Raw genomic sequence first — 22,808 nt, forward strand, 5'->3', positions numbered from 1 at the left:
GTCTGCTAAAAAACTTACTGCCCGTTTTCCTTTAAATTAAATAAGCTGTCTACAAACTCGTGCTTATCAAAAACCAGCAGATCCTCCGCCTTCTCACCTACTCCTATGAACTTTACAGGTATTTTAAACTGGTCGGCAATAGCCAGCACCACACCTCCCTTAGCAGTACCATCTAGTTTTGTAATGGCCATTGCGGTTACATCGGTAGCCGCTGTAAAATGCTTCGCCTGCTCTAAAGCATTTTGTCCGGTAGAGCCATCTAAAACCAGCAAAACTTCATGAGGGGCAAACGGTATAAATTTTTGCAATACCCGTTTTATCTTATTCAGCTCGTCCATCAGGTGCGCCTTATTATGCAGGCGGCCGGCCGTATCAATAAGTACCACATCGCTTCCACGGCTTACAGCGCTTTGAGCAGTATCAAAAGCTACCGCAGCAGGATCACTGCCCATAGCCTGCTTTACAATAGGAACCCCTACTCTTTCACTCCATATCGTAAGCTGGTCAACAGCTGCAGCCCTGAAAGTATCTGCAGCGCCCAACAGTACATTTTTACCGGCCTTCTTAAAATTATAGGCCAGTTTTCCAATCGTTGTGGTTTTGCCTACCCCGTTGACTCCTACCACTAAAATAATGTAAGGTTTGGCCGGCATTTCACTGTCAAAAGTATAGCTCACCGCACTGGGCGCATCTACCAGTATATGCTCCATCTCTTCCTGGAGCATCCTGTTCAGCTCAGAAGTGCCCAGGTATTTGTCTTTGGCCACCCGCTCCTCAATACGATTAATAATGCGCACCGTTGTTTCCACTCCCACATCTGCACTTACAAGCGCCTCTTCCAAATTATCCAGCACTTCTTCATCTACTGTACTTTTACCGGCAATGGCCTTGCTTATCTTATTTAAAAAGCCCTCTTTGGTCTTTTGTAAACCCTGGTCGAGCGATTCTTTTTCTTTCTTTCCGAATAGCTTTTTTAAGAAACTCATTTATCGTAATTTTTCTTTGATCTTCCCAATATTAAACAGCGCAAAGTGCTAATACAATACCAACATCCAAAATTGCAGGAGGTTGATCTCATTCCAGTTCTAATTTAAACAACAAAAGCCATTCGCAACAACGAATAGCTTTATAAAATATTTTTGTAGAAGCCAAAATTACTTTTGAGCCAGGAAATCTTTCACTTTCTCTTTGTGAACGATTTGCTCTTTAAAAGTGTAAGCGCCTGTTTTAGGGCTGCGCACCGCGCGTATAACCTTAGTCCAGTTCTTACTTTCTGCCGCTGCTTTGGCATCTTTTACCTTCGCGTTTTTAGAAGCTGCTTTTGCCATTTTCTTTTAGTTAAAAAGTTGATATGTTGATATGTTGACTTGTTAACCTATTAACCTGTTAACGTATCAACTTAAATTACTTAATTTCTTTATGAACAGTCACCTTTTTCAGGATAGGGTTGTACTTTTTCAACTCCAATCTTTCCGGATTGTTCTTTTTATTTTTTACGGTAATATAACGGCTTGTACCAGGCTGACCGCTGGTTTTGTGCTCTGTGCACTCTAATATTACCTGAACCCTGTTGCCTTTCGCTTTCTTTGCCATGGTATAAAATGCTTTTTAAAAATTAGATCTTTTCGCCTTGCGCACGCAGTTCTTTCACTACAGAGTACAGGCCGTTTTTATTAATAGTACGGATAGCGTCAGCGGATAATTTTAATGTAATCCATTTATCTTCCTCTACCAGGTAAAATTTCTTTTTTTGCAGATTTGGTAAAAACCTGCGCTTGGTTTTGATATTTGAGTGCGATACCTTGTTCCCGCCCATCGGCTTTTTACCCGTAACCTGACATACTCTTGCCATAATAAAAAATTTTGGATTGCAAAGGTAAGGAATTTTCCGGGTAAATCGTAACTAATTTTTACAGATTTTTTTTGACCGGCTGCAGAATAGGGCTGCTTGATTTTGCTGCACTCCGTTTACAAGTGCAATATATGGCATCCTGCAGCATTTTTCTTAACTTTATTATCAAAAATGCGCCCTGATTCTACACAGTACCCTCCTTATTTTGAGCCTTATATTTCAAAAGTAAAAGGCAATGATATTCAGAGCATCATGTCGCAATCCCTGGAAAAACTGAAAATCTTTCTCTGCCCGATTCCTGAATTGAAAGCCGGATTTACCTATGCGCCGGGTAAGTGGACCGTAAAACATGTTTTACAACATTGCATTGATGCAGAACGCATATTTGCTTACCGCGCCTTGTGCATTGCACGTGGAGAACAACAGCACCTTCCGGGTTTTGACCAGGATTTGTATGTAGCCAATGCCAACGTGGAAAATAAAAGTCTGCAATTGCTGAAAGATGAATTACTGCTTGTTAGACAAAGTACTGTAATGCTCTTTACTCATCTTACCAATGCTGCACTGGACAGAACCGGTACGGTAGGTGGCAACACTATCACCGCTTTGGCTTTAGCCTTTATTATTGAAGGGCACTGGTTGCATCATCAAAGCATTTTAATTGACAAATATGGCTTATAAACATCAATTCCGGCATGACAGGCAACAACCTTTTTTCCTTATTCCAAGGCTTTGCTTGAATGTAAGATGCGTGCAACCCCGCCAATTACTGAGAAAAGCATCAAAAATGTATATTTGAATTAGTTTAATCAAATTCATTTAATCAGCAAAACCTGGCAAACAGCTGCATACATGTTATATTCTTTTATAGCGGCTTTGTAATTCACTTAAAAACAGAAAATATGAAAAAATCAATCTTAATCATTGCACTGGCTGTTGCCGCAGCCTGCAACAATGGTACTACCAAAAGTACTCCGGAGCAAACAGAAGCAACGCAACCCCATGCAGCTACCGATCTTTACGATAAAGAATGGACCCTGGCGGATCTTAATGGTAAAACCATAACCGTAGACACTACTTTTCCCAAAAGGCCTCACCTTATCTTTGAAAAAGATAGTAACCGCGCTGTTGGGAATGGTGGTTGCAATGGCTTCTCTGCAAGTTTTGAGCTTAAAGAAAATGACGGTATAGCGCTCTCGCATGCAGCCGCTACCCAAATGGCATGTCCTAATATGGATATAGAACAGCAATTTTTTGAAATATTAACCAAGGTGAAAAGTTATCAAATTGACGGGAACAGCCTTACTTTATATAGCGAAGGAAAAGAGGCCCTTGCCAGGCTGGAAACCGTTACACAGTAGCTTTAGCAACGGTTAAACTAAACTTCCTGAAGAAGTTGCTTAAAACGGGAAATCAAGTTTGCAACAAAGTCACAAACCTGCCTGACGCGGGGGGGTACTGCAGAATACGCGAAGCAAATACTTTGTAAAAGCTTGTTTCTTAGTACTCTTTTAATTATCTGCCGGCAATAAATGAATTATGATCATACGCGAAGAAATCACAATACTCCTGGCCGAAACAGAAAGCCGGCACATTAAGTTCGCAGATGTTATTGCTTTTATTGAAAAGCATTATTCGCACACACCTACAGCCTTTCAAAACGGGCAGCAATATAATACAGCAGCTGAAAACCAGGGAAGTGCTAAAATCCTGGCTTTTGCCAAGTTGAACCATCTCTCCAAAGAGGATACATTAAAGCTTTTTGCGGAACATTATTACGCAGTTTTAGCTGCCCCTGAAGCTTCCAGCCATCAGAATATCAGGCAATTTATACAAAATGGATGGGACGGGATAGTATTTGAAGGATCTGGGCCGGTACTGAAAGAGAGAATAAGATAAAAAATTTCTGATAAAAGCTAAAAGCAAAGAAGCCGTATTGCGGGATATTCCTTTCATACGGCTTCATTTGCAATTTATAACTACCAAACCAAACTGCTTTTACCTTTATAAGACGTAAAAATATAAAAATAGTTAGGCTGTCTAATGCAAAAAAATTGTGAAAAGGATAGCAGAAGAACAAAATCTTAGCAAAAAATTAAGGTGCAATTTCGAACAAAAATACCTGTTGCTTTTCAAGCCTGCTAAAGTTGTTGTCTGCAATCAAAATCAATGAAAGATTTCCGTTCGGGAGCCTCGGGCCAATGGTAATACCTTCTACATTATCAATATACCTGTTTAAATCTGCCAGATTGAAGAGCAGCTTTTTTGATGCCGGAGCGTAATTCTTATGTTGGTACAAGCTCCTAACGTTACTTATTTCTGAAGCTTCCGAAAAATCTGCAAGGTATATTTTGATAACACAGCTGGGTACACCGGTAGAAAAAGAACGCTCCAGCACCATAAACCGGTTATCTCCTATGCACAGAATCTCAGAAATACCATTTATGCGAAAGGCAGATTCCGGCACCGGTTTAGCAGCCACTGCATCCAACCAGTACCCGTATTGCCCTAAAGGCTTTTTAGACATCACATCAAACTTCGTAAACCTCACAGGGGCATTGGCATAAGTTACTCCAGCCAAAGGACCATCTTCATAAATAGTACCCTCCATGCTGGCCCATAAGTATTTATAGTCGGGAGTAAAGCTCAATCCTTCCAATACATTATTCTCACGTGCGCCGCTGTCTCCTTCGTACATATATAGGTTTTGAGGTATTAAAAAGCTATCTATAAAATACCCGTCCTGCCGCATTTCGTATATCCACGGGTTTTGATATACCATTCTCCCGTTGCGCAGCGCCTTATCACCTTCGCTGCTCCATACCAGTGTTTTTGTTTTTTTGTTGAATCGGATAGATTCAGGATCAGCGGCATATTCGGGCAGGGTTTTCAAAGCAGGAAAAGTATCATTTTTAGCATTCCTTAAAGGTGTTACAGATAAAAACCGAACCATATCGATGCGGTAATTACTGATATCAATAGCAGCCGTATAAAACCGGGCAGCGCTGGTGGCAGAACGTTCATCACTGATGATGAAGTACCTGTTCGCAGTTTCTTCATAATCAATGCCCGAAAGCCCACCTACCCATGTATTTTCAAACTGCAGGTCGAACGGGATTTCATATTCATCTAAAAACTTTAGGGAGCTGACGGATATGGCTGCCGGGCTATTAGTGGCACTGCGTTTTACAGGGATGCAGCTGCCAGCAAAAAGTACCACCCAAATCAATACAGGAAAAAAATAACGCACGTACAATGTTTTCGGCAAAACTAAAGCGAAACAGGAATTTGCAGTTAAATATTTTGCCTGGGAACTGAAAGAATGTATTTCTCAAAAAATAAAAAACGAGTGCGGATTCATCGTATAAGCCTCATTTACCAGCCGCTCTACAAGGAAGAGGAGCAAAACCGCGAATTTTTAATTATTCCTTTCTCCTGTATGTACACAATATAAAAAAGGTTACAAGCCTGTAAGCCGGATTCTGTACCCGTTATCCTATTCAGTATAACGAATGGCTATCATTTATCTGTTCCGCAGGTTACCCTGCGGAATCCATCTGCCTACCCTCCCCGATAGTTTTTCAACATTTTGCCGGGCCGGCAAAAAATCGGGGTTTACATGGCATTTCAGCACACAAGGTTTACCCGGAATATTTATTACTAAATATTCCCGTGAGCTCTTACCTCACGTTTTCACCCTCACCCCGGCCCCCTCTTAATGAGAGAACAAAGGCAGTTATTTTCTGTGGCACTTTCTATTGCCTGCCCATCCTTCAATCAGGATAACAGGCACCCGGCTGTTCACCGGTGTGCTGCCCTGTGCTGTCCGGACTTTCCTCCCTTCAGGAACTGAAAGGCGATAGCCTGGCTTGTAACCATGCAAAGATAGCTATTAACTTAGTTCATGGTTTATTGCATGCTCACAGTCATGTAATAAATCTGCTTGCTGTAGTCATTGATAACAACCAGGCGTCACAATCAACATAGCCGCTAAAGATTGCTTTTAATTTCAGTAATAGTCATACCTCTAAGCAAATCATCAGCGCAACCTTTTGGTACATACCGAAACTGTAAATCATCCAATCATTTTTATCTCAAAAAAAATAATATTTTCTCCTTTACTTTCAGCCATTCATTTTTAGCCTTAACATAATTATTTCATAGTAATTGTTATTGCTGTAAAACGCATCATCAGAAGAAAACGCAATTCAATATTTGAAAAATATTTCTGTAGCCCCATAACCATACTTAGGATCGTACTGATTAATGAAGTAGCTTACTTCTTTTTTATGGCGCAAAGCATCATGAATTTCATCGCGCAAACGGCCGGTACCCACACCATGAATAATGACCAGGTGCGGCTGCGTATGGGCCACGGCCAGGTCGTAAAATTTTTCAAAGGTTTTCAGCTGTAAGGCCAGCATCTCGAAATTGCTCATACGGGACGGATCGTCAGTAAGCTTTTCAATATGCAGATCCACCACGCTACGTGCAGGCTCCAGGTGCTTCCGCGCTTCTTTGGCGTTATATACTTTAAAACCTTTCCCGGCCAGCTTATCCAGTGGCAGCTTCACCTCCTCAGGCGCTTTATGAGGATATTTTTCGAATAACAGGTAAGAGAAAGAGGCCTCATTTTTCTTCTTCAGCTCTTCAATCCTGTTAAAAAGCTGTTTGGGCTTTAACTTAATCACAACTTCAAAATGAGGGGCTTTTCCCTTCTCTGCTTTTTCCAAAGAGAAATCAAACTCAAAAGCCGGGCTATCGCTCATATCTCCAAAGTCTACATCATGTATATAAAAATTTTCAAAAGGCTGAACTACATTCTTTAAACCAAAATCTGCTTCTCCAAAAAAGGTTAGCTGATAATCAAATTTATAAATGGCTGATGTATTATTAACCAGGTAAATTTTCAGCTTTTCCACATATTCATCCCCAAATTCATCTATATCCATTACCGGCAGGAAATTAAGCCACACCCCGTTTTCTACCTGTTTTTCCTTCCCGGGCTTTTCCTTGTGTACATCATCGATATACTTTTTAGCCGGTGACTGTAATTTCTTTTTTTGGGTAAATTGTTTGTAATAGGGAAAGTCGATCTGGTCTAAATACACAGGGAATCTTACCCCGCGCACTTCTACCATGGCCATTTGCTTATTGATAAAATCAACTATGACCCCTTCTTCTTCTGAATGAAGCACTAAAACTTTATCGCCCACCTGGAATTTCATCCGGCAAATTTAATAGCTTATAGCGTGTATTTTTCAAAATAATCTGATGCGCAATCATCGCCAGGGGTGGCCATGTAAACATACGAGGTAAAGATGCTCATACTGCCATTTTAGTCCCCACAAATCACCCGGCCTTTTTTGCCAGCTTACTGTTCCTGTAGCCGTATAAAAAATAGATCAATAAACCTACTGCCATCCACACGAAAAACCAAAGCCAGCTAATGGCGGGTATTTCAACAAGCAGGTATAAACAGGACAATACACCCATAATGGGGATGAACGAGTATTTCCTGATAAATGTTTTTACACTAATAAAAACAGCAATAATAATAAACAACAGAAACAGCACTTCCTGGTAGCTTTCGTGGGTAAGGTTCAGCACGGCATCTTTAAGCCGCTGACGAAAAACGTAAATAAATACGCCCAGCAGCAGTGGTATTATGTATTGCCCGTTAATATAAGGAATTCTGAACTTGCCTTTCTCTTTAGGAACGGGCGGCAACATTAAAATACCCCCGGACACAAGCACAAAAGCGAATAAGGTGCCAATGCTTGTAAGATCGGTTACTAAACCGCTTTGCAGAAAAAGGGCGCCGATACCCACCAGTACACCGGTAACAATAGTAGAAAAAGAAGGTGTTTTGTATTTGGGATGGATCTTTTGAAAAACCCTGGGCAGCAGCCCGTCCCGGCTCATGCTCATCCATATCCTGGGCTGCCCTATCTGAAAGACCAGCAATACCGAGGTGGTAGCGATAATAGCACTTATAGAAATAATGCGTTCAATCCACGGGGCCCGTTTTTCGAACACAAAAGCCAGCGGGTCTTTCACATCTTTAAATAAAGCATAATTTTCCATACCGGTGAGTACCAGCGCAATAAGAATATACAGCGCAGTACAGACCAGCAAAGAGTAAATCATACCCCTCGGAAGGTCGCGCTGGGGATTCTTACATTCTTCTGCCGTTGTGGAAATAGCGTCAAATCCAATATAGGCAAAAAACACGCTGGACACGCCTTTGAGCACACCTTCAAATCCATTAGGCATGAACGGCGACCAGTTGTTCGTGTCCACAAAAAATGCCCCCGCCACAATGACGAAGATAATAACAGCTATTTTGAAATAAACCATCAGGTTGGAGGTGGTTTTGCTTTCCTTGATGCCGATGTAGGCGACCCATGTGATAAGCGCCGTAATGATAAACGCAGGTATATTAAAGAACATTCTTATGCCGCCTATAAGCGGAGCCTCGTTGTACGCCTGCACGGCAAACTGATAACTTTTTAATTTATCAGCAGCCAGTAAAGAAGTATTGCCGGCCAGCGCAGCAGTAGCCTCTTTATATGCCGATACAGCGGTTTGGGGATCGGTGAGCATCCAGTCTGGCAAATGGATGTTGAAAACATGCACCAGCAGGTTGTTAAAATAACCACTCCAGGAAATGGCCACTACAATGTTTCCAATAGCATATTCAAGGATCAGTGCCCAGCCAATAATCCAGGCTACAATTTCGCCAAAACTGATATAGGAATAAGTGTAAGCGCTACCAGATACCGGAACCCTGCTGGCAAACTCGGCATAACAAAGCGCCGTAAAACCGCAGGTTACAGCGGTAATCACAAACAGCATTGACACTCCCGGGCCGCCGTGATAAGCGGCCGTACCGATCGTGGAAAAGATACCTGCACCAACCACTGCAGCAATCCCCAGTAAAGTAAGGTCGCGTACTGTTAATATTTTTTTAAGGGACATTTCTCCTGCTTCTTCACGGTCTTCACAGATAGCAGTATCAATTTTCTTTTTTCGGAATAAAGCGTTTGCCATTAGATCGTTTTGTTCATCGTTTCTGATTACAGGTTTCTCGCTTAATGGTTATTTATGCACCACCTACTGCTTACAAATCCCTGTTTACCACTCATGCTTAATAATCCCTTCTTACCAACAATTGCGCTAAATCTTTAAGCGGCTGCTTTCTTTTAGATACTACGGCCATTTCATCAAAATAGGCAAGCGCCTGGTTTAAAAATAAGTCTTTCTGGGCTTTGGCCCACTCTCCTATTTTACAATCGTTGTAAAGTTTCAGCACCCTGTTTACCTTATCCGGTGCATTTCCTGCCAGCAATTCCTTTAATGCTTCATTCTGCGCATCATTTGCTACTTCAAGCAACCGTATCAGCAAAAAAGTTTTTTTATTGGATATAATATCTCCTCCCGGCTGTTTTCCAAATTTTTCAGGATCGCCAAAAGCATCCAGATAATCATCCTGCATCTGGAATGCCAGACCAATTTTTTTACCCGCCTCGTACAGCAGGTCCAGGTTGCCCAGGCTTCCCCCACCTAAAATACCACCCATTTTCAGGCTTGCTGCCAGCAATACCGATGTTTTTAAAGTGATCATGTGCAGGTACTCATCGAAAGACACTTCGCTCCGGCTTTCAAAATCCATATCTAATTGCTGGCCTTCGCACACTTCTGTTGCGGTTTTATTAAAAAGCCCCAGTATGGAAGAGATGTTTAAGGGGTCCAGCTGGTTGATGTACGCATAAGCTTTCACCAGCATCACATCGCCGGCCAGTATAGCAGTGCTGTCATTATATTTTTGATGAACGGTAGGCTGCCCGCGCCTCAGGGGCGCTTTATCCATTATATCATCATGAATTAAAGTAAAATTATGAAACAGCTCAATGGCAGTGGCTACATTCCAGGCATCTGGGTTAATTTCTCCAAATAACTCATTGGCCATTAAACATAGTACCGGTCTGAATCTTTTACCTCCCAATGCCAGAAAATAATTATTCGGCTCATATAAAGTGGCCGGTTTTTCGGGAAAATGAGAACGGCTGAATGCTGCTGAAAACTTCTTCGATAATTCCTCAAATGATTGCATGTGCCAAAAATAGAAAAAACACCATGAATAGACGAATGAAGTTTTATAACAGGATATATCATATTTTTCACGGTTGAGCTATCGGCTAAAAATTAGCAGCGGCAGGGTGGCCAGGCATCTTTACGATATAATCCGGCGAAATGGTAATTCCGTCGGAGAATTTACTTTAGATTGCCATCTTATTGAGCTATTTTTGAAACAGGAACATATCTGCAATTGCGGAACTAATGAATGATCATACTTCGATGAAAAAGATCTTTTCGCTTACAGTGATCTGCCTGATGGTGATTACTGGATCGGCGTGCAAAAAACCTGCCGGGGAAGAAGATAAACCGCCGGTCAGCCCGGCTTTTGCCTCTGCAAATGAAATGAACCGGCGCCTCGGCCGCGGCATCAACCTGGGAAATACATATGAAGCCTCCTGGGAAATAAAAGAAAGCGAGCCGGCCGACTTTGTAAAGATCGCCTCAAAAGGCTTTAGCAGCCTGCGAATACCCATCCGCTGGGAAATGCCCGAACGCGCCCTGTTCACAGCACCGTACACTATTAAACCCGCCTTTTTAGCTAAAATAAAAAAAGCGGTGGATGAGGCATTAAAGAACAAATTGCATGTGATTATAAATATGCACCACCACGACAGCCTCCTTGCACAACCTGATGTATACAGGCCTATGTTTCTTGCACAATGGGAGCAGATAGCCGGTTATTTTAAAAATTATCCTGACAGCCTCCTTTTCGAAGTGCTGAACGAACCTAATGGCCAGTTAGATGCAGGCCGCTGGAACCGTTTTTTTGCCGATGCCCTGCAAACGATCCGCAAAACCAACCCCGAACGCACAGTGCTCCTTGGTACGGCAGAATGGGGTGGCGTTTCTGCACTAAAAAAGCTGATCGTTCCAAACGACCCACACCTGATCCTTACCGTACATTACTATAACCCTTTTCAATTCACCCACCAGGGAGCCGGCTGGGCAGCAGGTTCTAACGCATGGCTGGGAACGAAATGGCTGGATACCGGGTATGAAAGACAGGATGTTGCAGATGAATTGAAGGATGTTATACAATTCTCAAAAGAAAAAAACATCCCGGTGCATATCGGGGAATTTGGTGCTTATAGTGCAGCCGATATGGAATCACGCGTCAGATGGACCCGGTTTATGGCCCGCTGGTTTGAACAGCAGGGATTTAGCTGGGCCTATTGGGAATTTAACTCCGGTTTTGGCATTTATGACCCCAAAAGCGGCCAATATCACACTAACCTGCTTAATGCGCTTATCAAAGATGATATGGCAGCTCCTGCTCCTGTTACTTCTACTGACCTGTACACAAGTGACTTTGCCCATCCACAGGCGGATGGCTGGCATTTGTATAATAACGATGTTTCTGCAGCTTCAGTACTGACCATAACCGACAATAAAGCCCGTATTTCTATCTCTTCACCAGGTACTCAAAGTTGGTATATCCAGCTGATACGACATAATATGGTTACTGAAGCGGGTAAAACTTACCGGATATCTTTTAATGCTTCTTCCAATGCTGACAGGAATATTTCAGTGGAGCTCATGCAATCCAGATCACCATGGACCATATACGGCAGTAAAAACTTTGATATTTCTTCAACGGATGCTGCCTACAGCTACGTGTTTACATCTGCCATAAGCGATACTCAATGCAATTTTGTTTTCTCCGTAGGTGCAGGCGGTGTTGCGCCTGTAACTATTTACAACATTAAAATGCAGGAGTTAAGATTATAAACTGCTATATAAATAATCTTATTGCAAAATTGCCACCAAAAAGAAAAACAGCATTTATCGTTACAGGTTACTTTACCCATTCATAATCTAGCTGCCTTTTATCCAGGTTAGCTGCTATTACTCTGATACGTACTTTATCGCCCATTGTAAATTTGATGCCGGTACGCATACCTATAAGCGCATAATCATTTTCAGAATGTTTAAAGCTGTCGTGTACCGCCAGGCTGGTGATAGAAATCAAGCCTTCACAAAGATGATCCGTTGTTTCTGCCCAGAAGCCGAATTTAGATACCCCGCTTACAATAGCCTCAAATTCCTCTCCGATATAATTGCGCATAAACTGTACCTGCTTATATTTATTGGCCGAACGTTCACACTCCATTGCTGCCCGCTCGCGCTCGCTGCAATGCTTGCATTTTTCTTCCATCTTCTGATCCACTTTCACACGGTCTTCCAGTATTTCCTGCAGAATACGGTGTACCATCACATCGGGGTAACGACGTATAGGTGAAGTGAAATGACAATAATGCTCAAATCCAAGCCCGTAGTGACCTACATTACTTTCTGTATATTTGGCTTTGGCCATGGTTCGAATGCCCAGCTGCTGTAATACCGCTTCTTCCGGCCTGCCCTTAATATCTTTCAACAATTTATTGAAAGAGTTGGCAATCGCTTCTGCGCTGGATATATCAAACTTATAACCAAATTTATTGGCAAAAGCGATAAAAGGCAACAGCTTCTCCTCGTCGGGTGTATCATGTATGCGATAAGGAAAAGGAATAGACTTATTATTTACCTTTACTTTAGCCACATGCCTTGCTACATAGCGGTTAGCCAGCAACATCAGTTCCTCTATCAGCTGATGCGCTTCTTTGCTTTCTTTTAATATGATACCTACAGGGTTTCCTTTCTCATCCAGCTTAAACTTTACTTCGGTTGAATTAAAATTAATAGCTCCTTCATCAAAGCGGTATTTACGCAGGGTTTGAGAGATATTATTTATTGTAAGGATTACTTCTGCATGATCTCCCTGGCCGGTTTCTATAATTTCCTGCGCCTCTTCATAAGTATATCTCCTGTCAGAATGGATGACCGTTTTGCCCAGCCAGTATTGCTTTACCTCCGCTTTATCATTGATCTGGAATATAGCTGAAAAGGTCAGCTTATCTTCATTGGGCCGTAAAGAGCACAGCACATTGGAGATATGTTCCGGGAGCATTGGATTTACCCTGTCAGGCAAATAAACCGATGTGGCCTTCTGGTAAGCCTCATCATCTAAACTATTACCCGGGGTTACATAATGGCTTACGTCGGCAATATGTACCCCGATCTCATGGTTGCCGTTCTTTAGCTTCCGGTAGGAAATAGCATCATCAAAATCTTTAGCATCTGCAGGATCAATGGTAAATGTTAATATACCCCGAACATCTTTCCTGTAACTGATCTCTTCTTTTGTGATCGTTTCGGGGATCCTTGCGGCTACTTCCTGCGCCTCATCGGAAAAACCAAGGGCAAAGCCATGTTCCAGCATAATATTTTTCATAGCTTCATCAGCCTCGTTCTCTCCGCTTAACACAGAAACAACCGTAGCAGAAGGTTTTTTCCCGTTGCCGCCCCAATCCAACACCCGTGCTACTACCCTTTCGCCATTTTGAGCATTATTCAGGTGTTCTTCAGCTACATATAAATCCGGAATATTTTTTTCCTTATCTCCCAGAACAAAGGCGAAACCTTTATTCATCTCTACTTTACCAATGAACTCGCTACGCCTGCGTTGTACTACTTCTGTTATCACGCCCCTGGGTCTCCCATCGTAGCCACCAGTAAGCTTTACCCGAACCGTATCACCATCCATTGCATTGCCAAGCCCTTCAGAAGCAATCATTACATCTTCTTCAAGCCCTTCCACTATCACAAAACCCCTTCCGGAGCGCGTTACCTGCAACCGTCCTTTTAAAGTGGCTTCCGCCTCCCGTTTGGCACGAGTGCTTTTTGCTTGTGCTTTTGTTTTCTTTTTGGGTCTATTGCTCTTACTCATTGTCTATTTTAATTCTTTACTTTTTTTAATCTAGCCAGCAAATAATATATCCTGCTGCTCTTGCGTTGGCCACTTGTACCATTACAATTCTATTATCCTGTATGTTTTTTGTAAAATCGCATCCCTAATGCCTTTCCCCAGAAGTGCTTGCTGCGAAAGGTAAATCCTGCTTATTTTGAAGCAGGTAACTTTTTACACAGTTATCAAACACATTCCCTTCTTCAAATAAAAACCGGTGCTGCACCGGTAACGCATATACCGGTACTTCTTGTAACCGCCTATATTCCAACAATCGCACCGCATCCTTCTCTGTTGTTAAAATTATTTTATTATCTGCATCCAATGATTGATAGGCGTCCAAAATATCTTCAATATCATTTCCCGAAAAGCTATGATGGTCGGGGAAACCACAGTGCCTGACCTGCAAATTGAAGCGCTTTAAATAATCAACCAAAGGATGCGGATTAGCAATACCTGTTACCAGCACTACTTCTTTCACATTTTTTAAATCCCAAGTCTTATTATTAAAGATATTATATATGCTTCCATAATCAATCACAGTAAAAAATATTTTTTGATGGTGTAAGGGCCCGATATTATTTATCACCTGCTGCCTGTACGTATCATCCAGGTCTAGATCGCATTTAGTCACTACGATCACATCAGCACGTTTGTAGTTCGATCTGAGGTCCCGGAGAGTTCCGGCAGGCAAATACCCATCACCAGTAAAAATATTATTATAATCTGTAAGTAAAATATTGAAACCTGCAGTTACAGCACGGTGCTGAAAAGCATCGTCTAAAATAATAACATTTATTTCAGGCTTTTGTTTAAGCAGCTGCTCAATAGCGGCTGCCCGCTGCTCTCCCACAGCAACTGCTACATCCGGGAATTTTTTATGGAATTGCATAGGCTCATCGCCGATATCACTGGCCTTTGTATTTTTACCGGCTAACAGGAAGCCCTTTGTTTTGCGTTTATAACCACGGCTTATTACAGCCGCCTTTAATTTTTGATGTTCCTGGAAAGGCGTCAACCCTAATTCGTCTCCTTTGGAGAGCGGAACAAAATCAGCCAGCAAGCGCAATAAATATTCTACCATTGGCGACTTACCGGTACCCCCCACGGACAGGTTGCCCACGCAGATAGTGGGACGTTCCGGTTTATAGGATTTAAGAAGCTTTAAATTATACAGGCTGTGATAGAAAAAAACCCCTGTCTTGTACAGCCAGGAAAAGGGCACCAGTAAAATATTTTTTTGTCTTATTATATTGCTAAAACTCATACATCCTTTCGGGTGTGATACAATAGTTTAAAGGTACGTCAAATTCATTGCGATCGCTAATTTCATCGATAGGTTCATAATAACTTAACCCGACTTTTATAATATCCTCCCTGGTGTACTGCAGGTATTTATCATAAAATCCTTTTCCATATCCCACGCGGCAACCGCTTTTATCAAAGCATAATAAGGGCATGATTATCATGTCGATTGAAACCGGAGCCATAATGGCTGTACTTTCAGGCTCTGGTGTTCCATATTTATTTTTAATGAAAGGCGTATCTGCCATTACAGCAACTGCCTGCATGGTATGGCTTTCAAAATCGCATACAGGATAGGCGACCTGCAACCCCGGGTTCCTGAAAAGAAGATAATCCACAACAGGATCTGTATTTACTTCCATGTCCATAGCGGCATAGGCAAACAATACATTAATACCCGGCAAGGCCAGATCCTGGAACCGGATCAATATCAGATCATCCCACTTCATCCGTTGTTGCGGAGTGGTGGCTTTTCTTTTTTCGGAAAATATTTTCCGGACTTCGGATTTCAACATATACTTCTACCTCCTAATCAAAGACATTTATACAACAATGCCTAACCCGCCCCGGGGTTTGATTTTAATTTTTAAATACAGAGAAAATAGTAGTGCCATAATTTTTTTCGAAGCTATATTTCTCAAAAGTTTTATAATCGTTCCGGGGGGTGTGCTCCAGCACAAATAATCCGCCGGGTGCTATCAGGTTCTGCCTAACTATGATACGCGGCAATTCGTCTATTTCTGTCAGCGCATAAGGCGGCCCTGCGAAAATAAAATCGTATTGAAGGCTATGACCGAGTAAAAATTTAAACACATCCATCTTTATGAACCGGATATGCTCAATTTTTAAGGCCGTGGCTGTTTTCCTGATAAAGTCAAACATCTGGTTATCCTTCTCCACTATGGTTAAATCGCCGGCACCCCTGCTGGCCAGCTCGTAACTGATACTACCTGTACCACCAAACAGATCCAGGGTTTTAATACCATCAAAATCCATACGGTGCTGCAAAGTATTGAACAGTCCTTCTTTTGCCACATCTGTTGTAGGCCGGGTATAGGGCATTTTAGCGGGTGGGTGTATCTTTCTTCCGCCTAAGCTTCCAGCAATAATTCGCATGTTGTAAGTTCATTGAGCGAGGTAAAATAATGAGCCGGCAGACCGGATGCATTGTCTACCCAGCCGGCCGGTTTTAATAAGATGTGCAGGAAATAATCGTATAGTGCCCTGTATAACCGGGAATCTGCATCAATCAAACCAGCAACCTGTACCATCACCTGTTCCTGCGAAAATGCAAATACCTCGCATATTTTAAGCAGGTAAAAAGACACCTCCACAGGCGATGAATAATGGTAGGTTTTTGCCAGCAGCAGGTTTTCTCCTTTAAATGCAATTACGGTGAACCTGTTCTCCAGGAAATCTACCCGCAGCAATCCATTTTCAGAAAACTCAGCTACTGCTTTTATTCTTACGGTATGGGCATGTAAATAACCCGAAGATGGAAAATGATATACCATCCATGTTAAAATACCGGGAGCAATAGTATATATATTAGCAATTCCTTTATCGTCTATCAACTCAGTTATTACATGATCCTGCTGATCAGCATTCTCAAGGTACATCAGGGGCATGGTATCTACCGGAATTCTGTCTGCCGGGAGGAAGGTGTTAAAACCAAAATCAAGCTCTGTTACTATTTTATCAAAGCAACCCTGTAAAACGGGATTTCTTTCAGCAATCTCATCCAGGATACCTGTAGTTATAGTTTTAAAAGTATACCTTTTTAGTTGCAGCAATTTTCTTTCTTCCGGATCATAGATGCAAAAGCTAAAATAATCGCTCCCTACCTGTAAGGACAGGTAGCTTTGCTGCGGATCTACACGATGGCTTATCGAAATACTGAACTGCTCCTTCAATGTTATTTTCTTTGATTTGATATGCAGCAAATATCATATAAATATTGAAGATTTACGATCTGATAATAGAATATAAAATAAAAAGCGGTTATTGTTCTGCTGTATTTTTAATCTTTGCAGGCTGAAATTTTAATTGCCTGAAGCATTGATTTGTATTGTATGACAACAAAAAGCAGTCTGGAAACCCTGAAAATAGGTATCAGCAACCGGCAGATCATCAAAATAGCGGCCCCTATTGCGCTTGCGATGATGGTTCCTCAATTGAACCTGATCGCCAACACCGTTTTCCTGAGCCGACTGGGGGAAACTGAATTAGGTACCGCAGGTATTACCGGTGTGTACTATCTCATCTTTGCATTGATAGGAAATGGTCTCAACAGTGGCTTACAGGCATTAATAGCCCGTCGTGCGGGAGAAAACAGACCGGAAGAAATTGGCCGTCTGTTTTTACAGTCCATTTATATTGCATTGCTGTTCGCGGCAGGTATGATCCTTTTAAACTATTGCCTCGTAACACTTTTTCTGTCTTCGGTATTGAAGAGTGATATAGTTTTGAAGGAAGCTGTTTCTTTTTTGAGAGTAAGAGCCTGGGGCTTGCCCTTCCTGTATATTTTTCAAATGGGCAATGCACTGTTGGTAGGCACCAATAACAGCAAATACTTAAAGTATGGATTTATTGCTGAGGCAGTGGTGAATATATATTTTGATTATGCGCTTATTTTTGGCAAATCAGGTTTCCCTGCCCTGGGCTTTAACGGCGCTGCTTATGCTTCCATACTTGCCGAAATTACAGGGGCAGTAGTAGTGTTGGCCATTATTTTCAGAAAAGGTTTTGTAAGCAGGTTTTCTTTATTCCGGCATAAGCGTCCCGATGGACCTACCATTCAAATTATTTTCAACCAATCCCTGCCACTGGTCATGCAGTTTGTATTAAGTGTAAGCGCATGGTTATTGTTTTATGTATTTATAGAGCATCATGGGGAACGGCCGCTGGCTATCAGTAATACCATGCGCAATGTTTTTGCCTTGTTCGGAATTTTCACCTGGTCCTATGCCAACACCACCAATATGATGGTAAGCAATATTATTGGACAGGGACGGAGTGATGAAGTATTATACCTGATCAGAAAAATAGCGAAACTTAGCTTCTTTACGATTCTGGGGTTATGTATAGTGCTTAACCTTTTTCCTGAAACATTGTTGAGCATTTATGGTACCGATAAAAGCTTTGCATCAGAAGCCATTCCAGTAATAAGAACCATTTCCGTTTGCCTTATTATGATGGCCATTGCTGTGATATGGCTGAACAGCATTACCGGAACAGGGAATACCAAAGTAAACCTTCGTATTGAAATAGCAGCTATTTTGGTTTATTCTATTTATGTATACATTGTTATAGAAAAGCTACAGTTATCCCTTGTGTTTGCCTGGGCCAGCGAATTTTTATACTGGCTCATCACCTTTATTTTAGCCTGGCTTTATATGCGGAGCGGGAAATGGAAGGCAAAGAAAATCTGGAAGTAAGTTGTCTGAATAATGCAACTGGAGCCGCCTTACGGGAAGTTGATAATAAAGAAGCTTTCCCACTACGCAGCCCTATTAAGGATACAGCAAATATTTCTTACGCATTTCCTTATACTGGCTCAGGCCTGGTTCCCATGAGGCGCGGATCTCCGCTTCGGAGGCGCCATCGATAATTTGCTGACGGAACAAGCCATTGCCTATCAGGTTTTCAATCTTACCCATCTGGCTGCTTAGCTTGGAATCAAAAAATTTCTCTTTATGAGGATGAGCCTTATACAATTCCATGATCCATTGCAGGTTGATCTTACCACTTTTACGCAGCTTTTCTACATCATACTGACGAAGGTCTAGACCATAGCAAACCTGGTTCATAAATAAAGGGGTTTCTGCCATACCTTTAATCGGTTTAGGTATAAAGGAAAAAGCATATTTCCCTTTCAGCTCAGGACTGCCTAAAACTGTAAAAGGGAATTGCGTACCTCTTCCATGATTCAGGTACACACCTTCAAACATACAGGTAGATGGATATAATAAAATAGCCTGCTGAGTATTGAGGTTGGGCGATGGTTTTACAGGCAGCGTATATGACAGGTCATGACTGTAATTCGCTACCTTAATAATTTTAAGCTTACATTTTACCTTGTTCGCCAGCCAGCCTTCACCATTCGCCATTTGTGCAAACTCGGCCACCGTTAACCCGTGCGACATGGGAATAGGGAACATGCCAATGCCTGATTTATACTTCATATCCAATACCGGCCCGTCAATAAGATAAGCATTAGGATTGGGGCGATCCAGGATCAGCATCTCTTTATCATTTTCTGCGCAGGCCTCCATTAAGCGCGACAATGCATTGATATTGGTATAAAAGCGCACGCCTACATCCTGCAGATCATAGATGAGCACATCCACATCGGCCATATCCTGGCTGCCGGGCTTATTTTTAGCACCATATAAAGAAATAATAGGAATACCGGTAGCGGGGTCTTTTTCATCCTTGACTTTAATACCGGCACTTGCATTGCCGCGAAACCCATGTTCCGGCCCAAATACTTTCACAATATGTATACCGAGGCTTTGAAGGCTATCTACCAGATGTTTCTTCCCTATTATAGTTGTGGGATTGGCCATTACGGCTACCCGCTTGCCCTTCAGGTAATCTATATATAAATGTGTTTGATCGGCGCCCGTAATAATCTTCTTTTCTTTAAGTACAGCATCAGAGGCTTTCCCTGCCGGGAAAATAAAAGGAAGAGCAAGCATAAAAATAAAGATCAGCTTCATTATAGTACTTTTTTAATATAACTCAAATATACAATCCATTATTTTATTGGGCTACATTTGTGTATCATAACCTGGCTATATGAACAACAAAGAAGTTTACATCGTTTCGGCCGTACGCACACCTATAGCAAGCTTTGGCGGTGCTTTAAAAGATTTTCCGGCAACACAGTTAGGAGCCATAGCCATTAAAGGCGCTGTGGAAAGAGCTGGCACCCACCCCGGTAATGTTCAGGATGTGTTAATGGGCTGCGCACTACAGGCTAACCTGGGACAGGCTCCAGCAAGACAGGCTGCTATATTTGCAGGCCTTCCTAACGAAGTAAACTGCACTACAGTGAATAAAGTATGCGCCAGCGGTATGAAAGCCATTGCGCACGCAGCACAAAGCATTATGTTAGGAGATGCGGCTGTTGTAGTAGCCGGGGGTATGGAAAGTATGAGCAATGCACCTTTTTATGCGCCTACCCTGAGATGGGGCAACAAATATGGGAATACCAGCCTGATCGATGGCCTTGCTAAAGATGGATTGACCAATGTATATGACGGCGGGGCGATGGGCATGGCAGCCGAGTTGTGTGCCTATGAATGCCATATTAGCCGCAAAGACCAGGACAATTTTGCCATAGAAAGCTATCAACGCAGCCAGCGTGCATGGGATGAAGGCAGGTTTACCCAGGAGGTAATTGCCGTATCCATTCCGGAAAAAAAAGGCGAACTGATTCTTTTTGACAAAGACGAAGAGCCCTTCAACGTTAAGTTTGACAGGATACCTACCTTAAGCCCGGCTTTTAAAAAGGATGGTACCGTAACGGCTGCCAACGCCAGCACCATGAATGACGGAGCCGCAGCCCTGGTATTAATGAGTAAAGAAAAATGCAGAGAGCTGGGAGTAAAACCCATAGCTAAAATACTCTCTTATGCCGATGCAGAGCAAGCTCCTGAAAGGTTTACCACCACCCCTTCCCTCGCTGTTCCCAGGGCCATTGCCAAGGCTGGTTTACAAATAAATAATATTGACTTCTGGGAACTTAATGAAGCTTTTAGTGTTGTAGGAATTGAAAATACCAGACGTATGAACCTCGACCCTGCTACTGTAAATGTTAATGGCGGCGCTGTATCGCTCGGGCATCCGCTGGGAGCCAGTGGCGCCAGGATCATTGTAACGCTTATCAACGTACTGCATCAACAAAATGCAAGTTTTGGCGCAGCAGGCATTTGCAATGGTGGCGGAGGCGCCAGCGCCATGGTGCTGGAGGCCTGTTAAAGGTTGAAGAGGTTACAAGGACAGATCTCTTATCAACATATTAAACCTTCGCTTAATCAATTTACTAAAAAAACAAAATGTACTTTTATAAAACTGAAACCAGGAATACCATAAAACTGGCCTTACCTATCATTTTTGGAGAACTGGCACAAATGAGCCTTCACCTGATCGACACTGCTATGATCGGTTATACAGGTTATAAACAACTCGCCGCTGCAGCCCTGGTTTTAAACGTTATTAATATCCCGTTTATTTTTGGAATAGGCATTACCATTTCTGTAGCTCAAATGGTATCATTAGCCCATGGTAAGTTTGACAAACAGCAGGTATCGCATTATTTTTATAACGGATTCTGGCTTTGTGCTTTATCCGGCATTATCATTTCCCTGGCATTATTCTTTGGCCGAAATATACTGCTGCACCTCAAACAAGACCCTGAAGTTGTGGCCCTGGCCATGCCTTTCATGACGCTTATGAGCATTTCCATTATCCCCATGGTCTTATTTATGACCTTAAAACAGTTTGCAGACGGATTGCAATATACCAAAACAGCCATGGCATTGTCTGTAGCAGCCATACCCCTGAATGTATTTTTAAACTGGCTGCTGATCTATGGCAACTGGGGATTTCCGCGGCTGGAGCTGGTAGGTGCGGGTTATGCCACACTGATTACACGCATTATCATTTTTTTAGCTTTGGGCTACGTGATACTCAACCATAAAATATTTACAAAGTATATGGCAGTAGCTAAAAACCAGTGGCTCCTTAGAAAAAGCACTATTGCACAGCTACTGAAAATAGGCATACCCAGCAGCCTGCAAATTGGTATGGAAGCCGGTGCTTTTGCCGTATCGGGCATTTTAGTGGGAACCATTGGCGCTGCCCAGCAAGCGGCGCACCAGATCGCCCTGAGCTGCGCTTCCTTTGCTTTCATGGTTTCTTTAGGCTTGTCGCAGGCGGGCTCTATACGGGTAAGCCATGCATTTGGCAGCACCAACTGGAAAAGGATATCAGTGATCGGGAAAAGCACTATGGTTCTGGCTTTAGCTTACGGCACTCTATGCTGCCTGCTTTTTGTCTTATTCAGACAATATTTACCGCTATTTTTTAACCACGAAGAAAAGGTAGTGGTTATTGCAGCAGGTTTACTGCTTTTTGCAGCGGCTTTCCAGATACCCGATGCCCTGCAAGCCACCAGTGCCGGGCTATGCCGTGGTATTAAAGATGTAAACGTTCCTACCCTGTTTATTTTTATTGCTTACTGGATTTTAGGTATTCCTTCGGGCTATTTAATGGCATTTCACTTTGGTATGGCAGAAAAAGGTATCTGGATCGGCTTTATCAGCGGACTAAGCTTTTCAGCAATTTTCTTAACTGCCAGGTTCCTGAAGAAAACGAATGCTGAGAAATATTGAATATTAAATTTTAAATGTAAAATATAAAAAAGGGTCGGGAAGTCGGAATAAGCCCGGAAGTCGGAGGAAGATCGAAGTCCTGTCACCCACCATCTGTCAACTTTAATTATTTTCATTTCATCTTCAATATTTCCGAACCGGCTAAAAGCAGGCATCCCAAACCATAATCTTCAAAATCAGGCTGCTTGTCATAAGTCACAGGCTGCCCGTCTTTCGGTTCCTTGCCGGTGGATTGTACGTAACCCAGAAAGCCGTTAGGATGTATGGCTTCATCACTGATCGCTTTCCAGCCTTTCTGTACAGAAACGTAAGACCGGTTTCCTGC

At 42.3% G+C, this 22,808-nt stretch carries 22 protein-coding genes and 1 other RNA gene; 7 read left to right on the plus strand and 16 right to left on the minus strand.

What is annotated here, in order from left to right; translation table 11 throughout:
- Positions 1 to 14: 14 nt before the first annotated feature.
- The 4 genes from ftsY to rpmB all read right to left on the minus strand — a co-directional run bounded on the left by ftsY (position 15) and on the right by rpmB (position 1,852).
- A complete protein-coding gene (gene ftsY, locus ACYVBM_RS18670) occupies positions 15 to 986 on the minus strand; it encodes a signal recognition particle-docking protein FtsY (RefSeq protein ID WP_460687218.1) in 972 nt (323 codons plus the stop codon).
- 168 nt (positions 987 to 1,154) lie between these two features.
- Positions 1,155 to 1,328 carry a DUF4295 domain-containing protein gene (locus ACYVBM_RS18675; RefSeq protein WP_240827089.1) on the minus strand — a complete coding sequence of 58 codons (174 nt, stop codon included), beginning with the start codon at positions 1,326 to 1,328 and terminating at the stop codon, positions 1,155 to 1,157.
- A gap of 76 nt (positions 1,329 to 1,404) precedes the next feature.
- Positions 1,405 to 1,593, minus strand: coding sequence for a 50S ribosomal protein L33 (rpmG, locus tag ACYVBM_RS18680; RefSeq protein WP_018628657.1), 189 nt, complete (start codon positions 1,591 to 1,593; stop codon positions 1,405 to 1,407).
- A 22-nt stretch (positions 1,594 to 1,615) separates the two neighbouring features.
- On the minus strand, positions 1,616 to 1,852 hold the full coding sequence (gene rpmB / locus ACYVBM_RS18685) for a 50S ribosomal protein L28 (protein ID WP_460687219.1): 237 nt from the start codon (positions 1,850 to 1,852) through the stop codon (positions 1,616 to 1,618).
- 171 nt (positions 1,853 to 2,023) lie between these two features.
- Between rpmB and ACYVBM_RS18690 the strand changes: the two genes are divergently transcribed.
- The 3 genes from ACYVBM_RS18690 (at position 2,024) to ACYVBM_RS18700 (ending at position 3,751) form a co-directional block, all read left to right on the plus strand.
- Positions 2,024 to 2,533 (plus strand): DinB family protein, encoded by a 510-nt coding sequence (locus ACYVBM_RS18690; RefSeq protein WP_460687220.1) that lies wholly within the window; start codon positions 2,024 to 2,026, stop codon positions 2,531 to 2,533.
- Positions 2,534 to 2,754: 221 nt separating this feature from the next.
- Positions 2,755 to 3,213, plus strand: a complete 459-nt coding sequence (locus tag ACYVBM_RS18695; protein ID WP_460687221.1) for an META domain-containing protein — start codon at positions 2,755 to 2,757, stop codon at positions 3,211 to 3,213.
- Positions 3,214 to 3,391: 178 nt separating this feature from the next.
- Positions 3,392 to 3,751 carry a HopJ type III effector protein gene (locus ACYVBM_RS18700; RefSeq protein WP_460687222.1) on the plus strand — a complete coding sequence of 120 codons (360 nt, stop codon included), beginning with the start codon at positions 3,392 to 3,394 and terminating at the stop codon, positions 3,749 to 3,751.
- 196 nt (positions 3,752 to 3,947) lie between these two features.
- Here ACYVBM_RS18700 and ACYVBM_RS18705 read toward each other — a convergent pair whose 3' ends face one another.
- The 5 genes from ACYVBM_RS18705 to ACYVBM_RS18725 form a co-directional block, all read right to left on the minus strand.
- Positions 3,948 to 5,102 carry an esterase-like activity of phytase family protein gene (locus ACYVBM_RS18705; RefSeq protein ID WP_460687223.1) on the minus strand — a complete coding sequence of 385 codons (1,155 nt, stop codon included), beginning with the start codon at positions 5,100 to 5,102 and terminating at the stop codon, positions 3,948 to 3,950.
- 205 nt (positions 5,103 to 5,307) lie between these two features.
- Positions 5,308 to 5,728: RNase P RNA component class A (gene rnpB / locus ACYVBM_RS18710), an RNA gene on the minus strand.
- A 332-nt stretch (positions 5,729 to 6,060) separates the two neighbouring features.
- Complete coding sequence (locus ACYVBM_RS18715) at positions 6,061 to 7,080, minus strand: Smr/MutS family protein (RefSeq protein ID WP_460687224.1); 1,020 nt, start codon at positions 7,078 to 7,080, stop codon at positions 6,061 to 6,063.
- A gap of 124 nt (positions 7,081 to 7,204) precedes the next feature.
- The gene (locus ACYVBM_RS18720) at positions 7,205 to 8,905 is read right to left on the minus strand and encodes an amino acid permease (RefSeq protein ID WP_460687225.1); all 1,701 of its coding nucleotides are present in this window, start codon (positions 8,903 to 8,905) and stop codon (positions 7,205 to 7,207) included.
- A gap of 97 nt (positions 8,906 to 9,002) precedes the next feature.
- Entirely contained in the window at positions 9,003 to 9,968 is a 966-nt protein-coding gene (locus ACYVBM_RS18725) for a polyprenyl synthetase family protein (protein ID WP_460687226.1), read from the minus strand.
- A gap of 227 nt (positions 9,969 to 10,195) precedes the next feature.
- On the opposite strand from ACYVBM_RS18725, the gene ACYVBM_RS18730 reads away from it, so the two are divergent.
- On the plus strand, positions 10,196 to 11,722 hold the full coding sequence (locus ACYVBM_RS18730) for a cellulase family glycosylhydrolase (protein ID WP_460687227.1): 1,527 nt from the start codon (positions 10,196 to 10,198) through the stop codon (positions 11,720 to 11,722).
- 67 nt (positions 11,723 to 11,789) lie between these two features.
- Here ACYVBM_RS18730 and rnr read toward each other — a convergent pair whose 3' ends face one another.
- The 5 genes from rnr to ACYVBM_RS18755 form a co-directional block, all read right to left on the minus strand.
- Positions 11,790 to 13,760, minus strand: a complete 1,971-nt coding sequence (gene rnr, locus ACYVBM_RS18735) for a ribonuclease R (protein ID WP_460687228.1) — start codon at positions 13,758 to 13,760, stop codon at positions 11,790 to 11,792.
- A 124-nt stretch (positions 13,761 to 13,884) separates the two neighbouring features.
- Positions 13,885 to 15,003, minus strand: a complete 1,119-nt coding sequence (gene lpxK, locus ACYVBM_RS18740; protein WP_460687229.1) for a tetraacyldisaccharide 4'-kinase — start codon at positions 15,001 to 15,003, stop codon at positions 13,885 to 13,887.
- A gap of 31 nt (positions 15,004 to 15,034) precedes the next feature.
- The gene (locus ACYVBM_RS18745) at positions 15,035 to 15,598 is read right to left on the minus strand and encodes a 5-formyltetrahydrofolate cyclo-ligase (protein WP_460687230.1); all 564 of its coding nucleotides are present in this window, start codon (positions 15,596 to 15,598) and stop codon (positions 15,035 to 15,037) included.
- A gap of 64 nt (positions 15,599 to 15,662) precedes the next feature.
- On the minus strand, positions 15,663 to 16,199 hold the full coding sequence (locus tag ACYVBM_RS18750) for an RsmD family RNA methyltransferase (RefSeq protein WP_460687231.1): 537 nt from the start codon (positions 16,197 to 16,199) through the stop codon (positions 15,663 to 15,665).
- Complete coding sequence (locus tag ACYVBM_RS18755) at positions 16,175 to 17,026, minus strand: DUF3822 family protein (protein WP_460687232.1); 852 nt, start codon at positions 17,024 to 17,026, stop codon at positions 16,175 to 16,177. The genes ACYVBM_RS18750 and ACYVBM_RS18755 overlap by 25 nt, the downstream gene beginning before the upstream one ends.
- 129 nt (positions 17,027 to 17,155) lie before the next feature.
- Between ACYVBM_RS18755 and ACYVBM_RS18760 the strand changes: the two genes are divergently transcribed.
- Positions 17,156 to 18,520, plus strand: a complete 1,365-nt coding sequence (locus ACYVBM_RS18760; RefSeq protein WP_460687233.1) for an MATE family efflux transporter — start codon at positions 17,156 to 17,158, stop codon at positions 18,518 to 18,520.
- Between the two features lie 75 nt (positions 18,521 to 18,595).
- Here the strand turns inward: ACYVBM_RS18760 and ACYVBM_RS18765 are convergent, their stop codons facing one another.
- On the minus strand, positions 18,596 to 19,804 hold the full coding sequence (locus ACYVBM_RS18765; RefSeq protein WP_460687234.1) for an exo-beta-N-acetylmuramidase NamZ family protein: 1,209 nt from the start codon (positions 19,802 to 19,804) through the stop codon (positions 18,596 to 18,598).
- 79 nt (positions 19,805 to 19,883) lie between these two features.
- Here ACYVBM_RS18765 and ACYVBM_RS18770 point away from each other — a divergent pair, with 79 nt between their 5' ends.
- Positions 19,884 to 21,068 (plus strand): acetyl-CoA C-acyltransferase, encoded by a 1,185-nt coding sequence (locus tag ACYVBM_RS18770; RefSeq protein ID WP_460687235.1) that lies wholly within the window; start codon positions 19,884 to 19,886, stop codon positions 21,066 to 21,068.
- A 77-nt stretch (positions 21,069 to 21,145) separates the two neighbouring features.
- Positions 21,146 to 22,483 (plus strand): MATE family efflux transporter, encoded by a 1,338-nt coding sequence (locus ACYVBM_RS18775; protein ID WP_460687236.1) that lies wholly within the window; start codon positions 21,146 to 21,148, stop codon positions 22,481 to 22,483.
- A gap of 112 nt (positions 22,484 to 22,595) precedes the next feature.
- Here ACYVBM_RS18775 and ACYVBM_RS18780 read toward each other — a convergent pair whose 3' ends face one another.
- A complete protein-coding gene (locus ACYVBM_RS18780) occupies positions 22,596 to 22,763 on the minus strand; it encodes a hypothetical protein (protein ID WP_460687350.1) in 168 nt (55 codons plus the stop codon).
- Positions 22,764 to 22,808 lie beyond the last annotated feature (45 nt).

This window comes from Niabella aquatica (genome assembly GCF_054779315.1).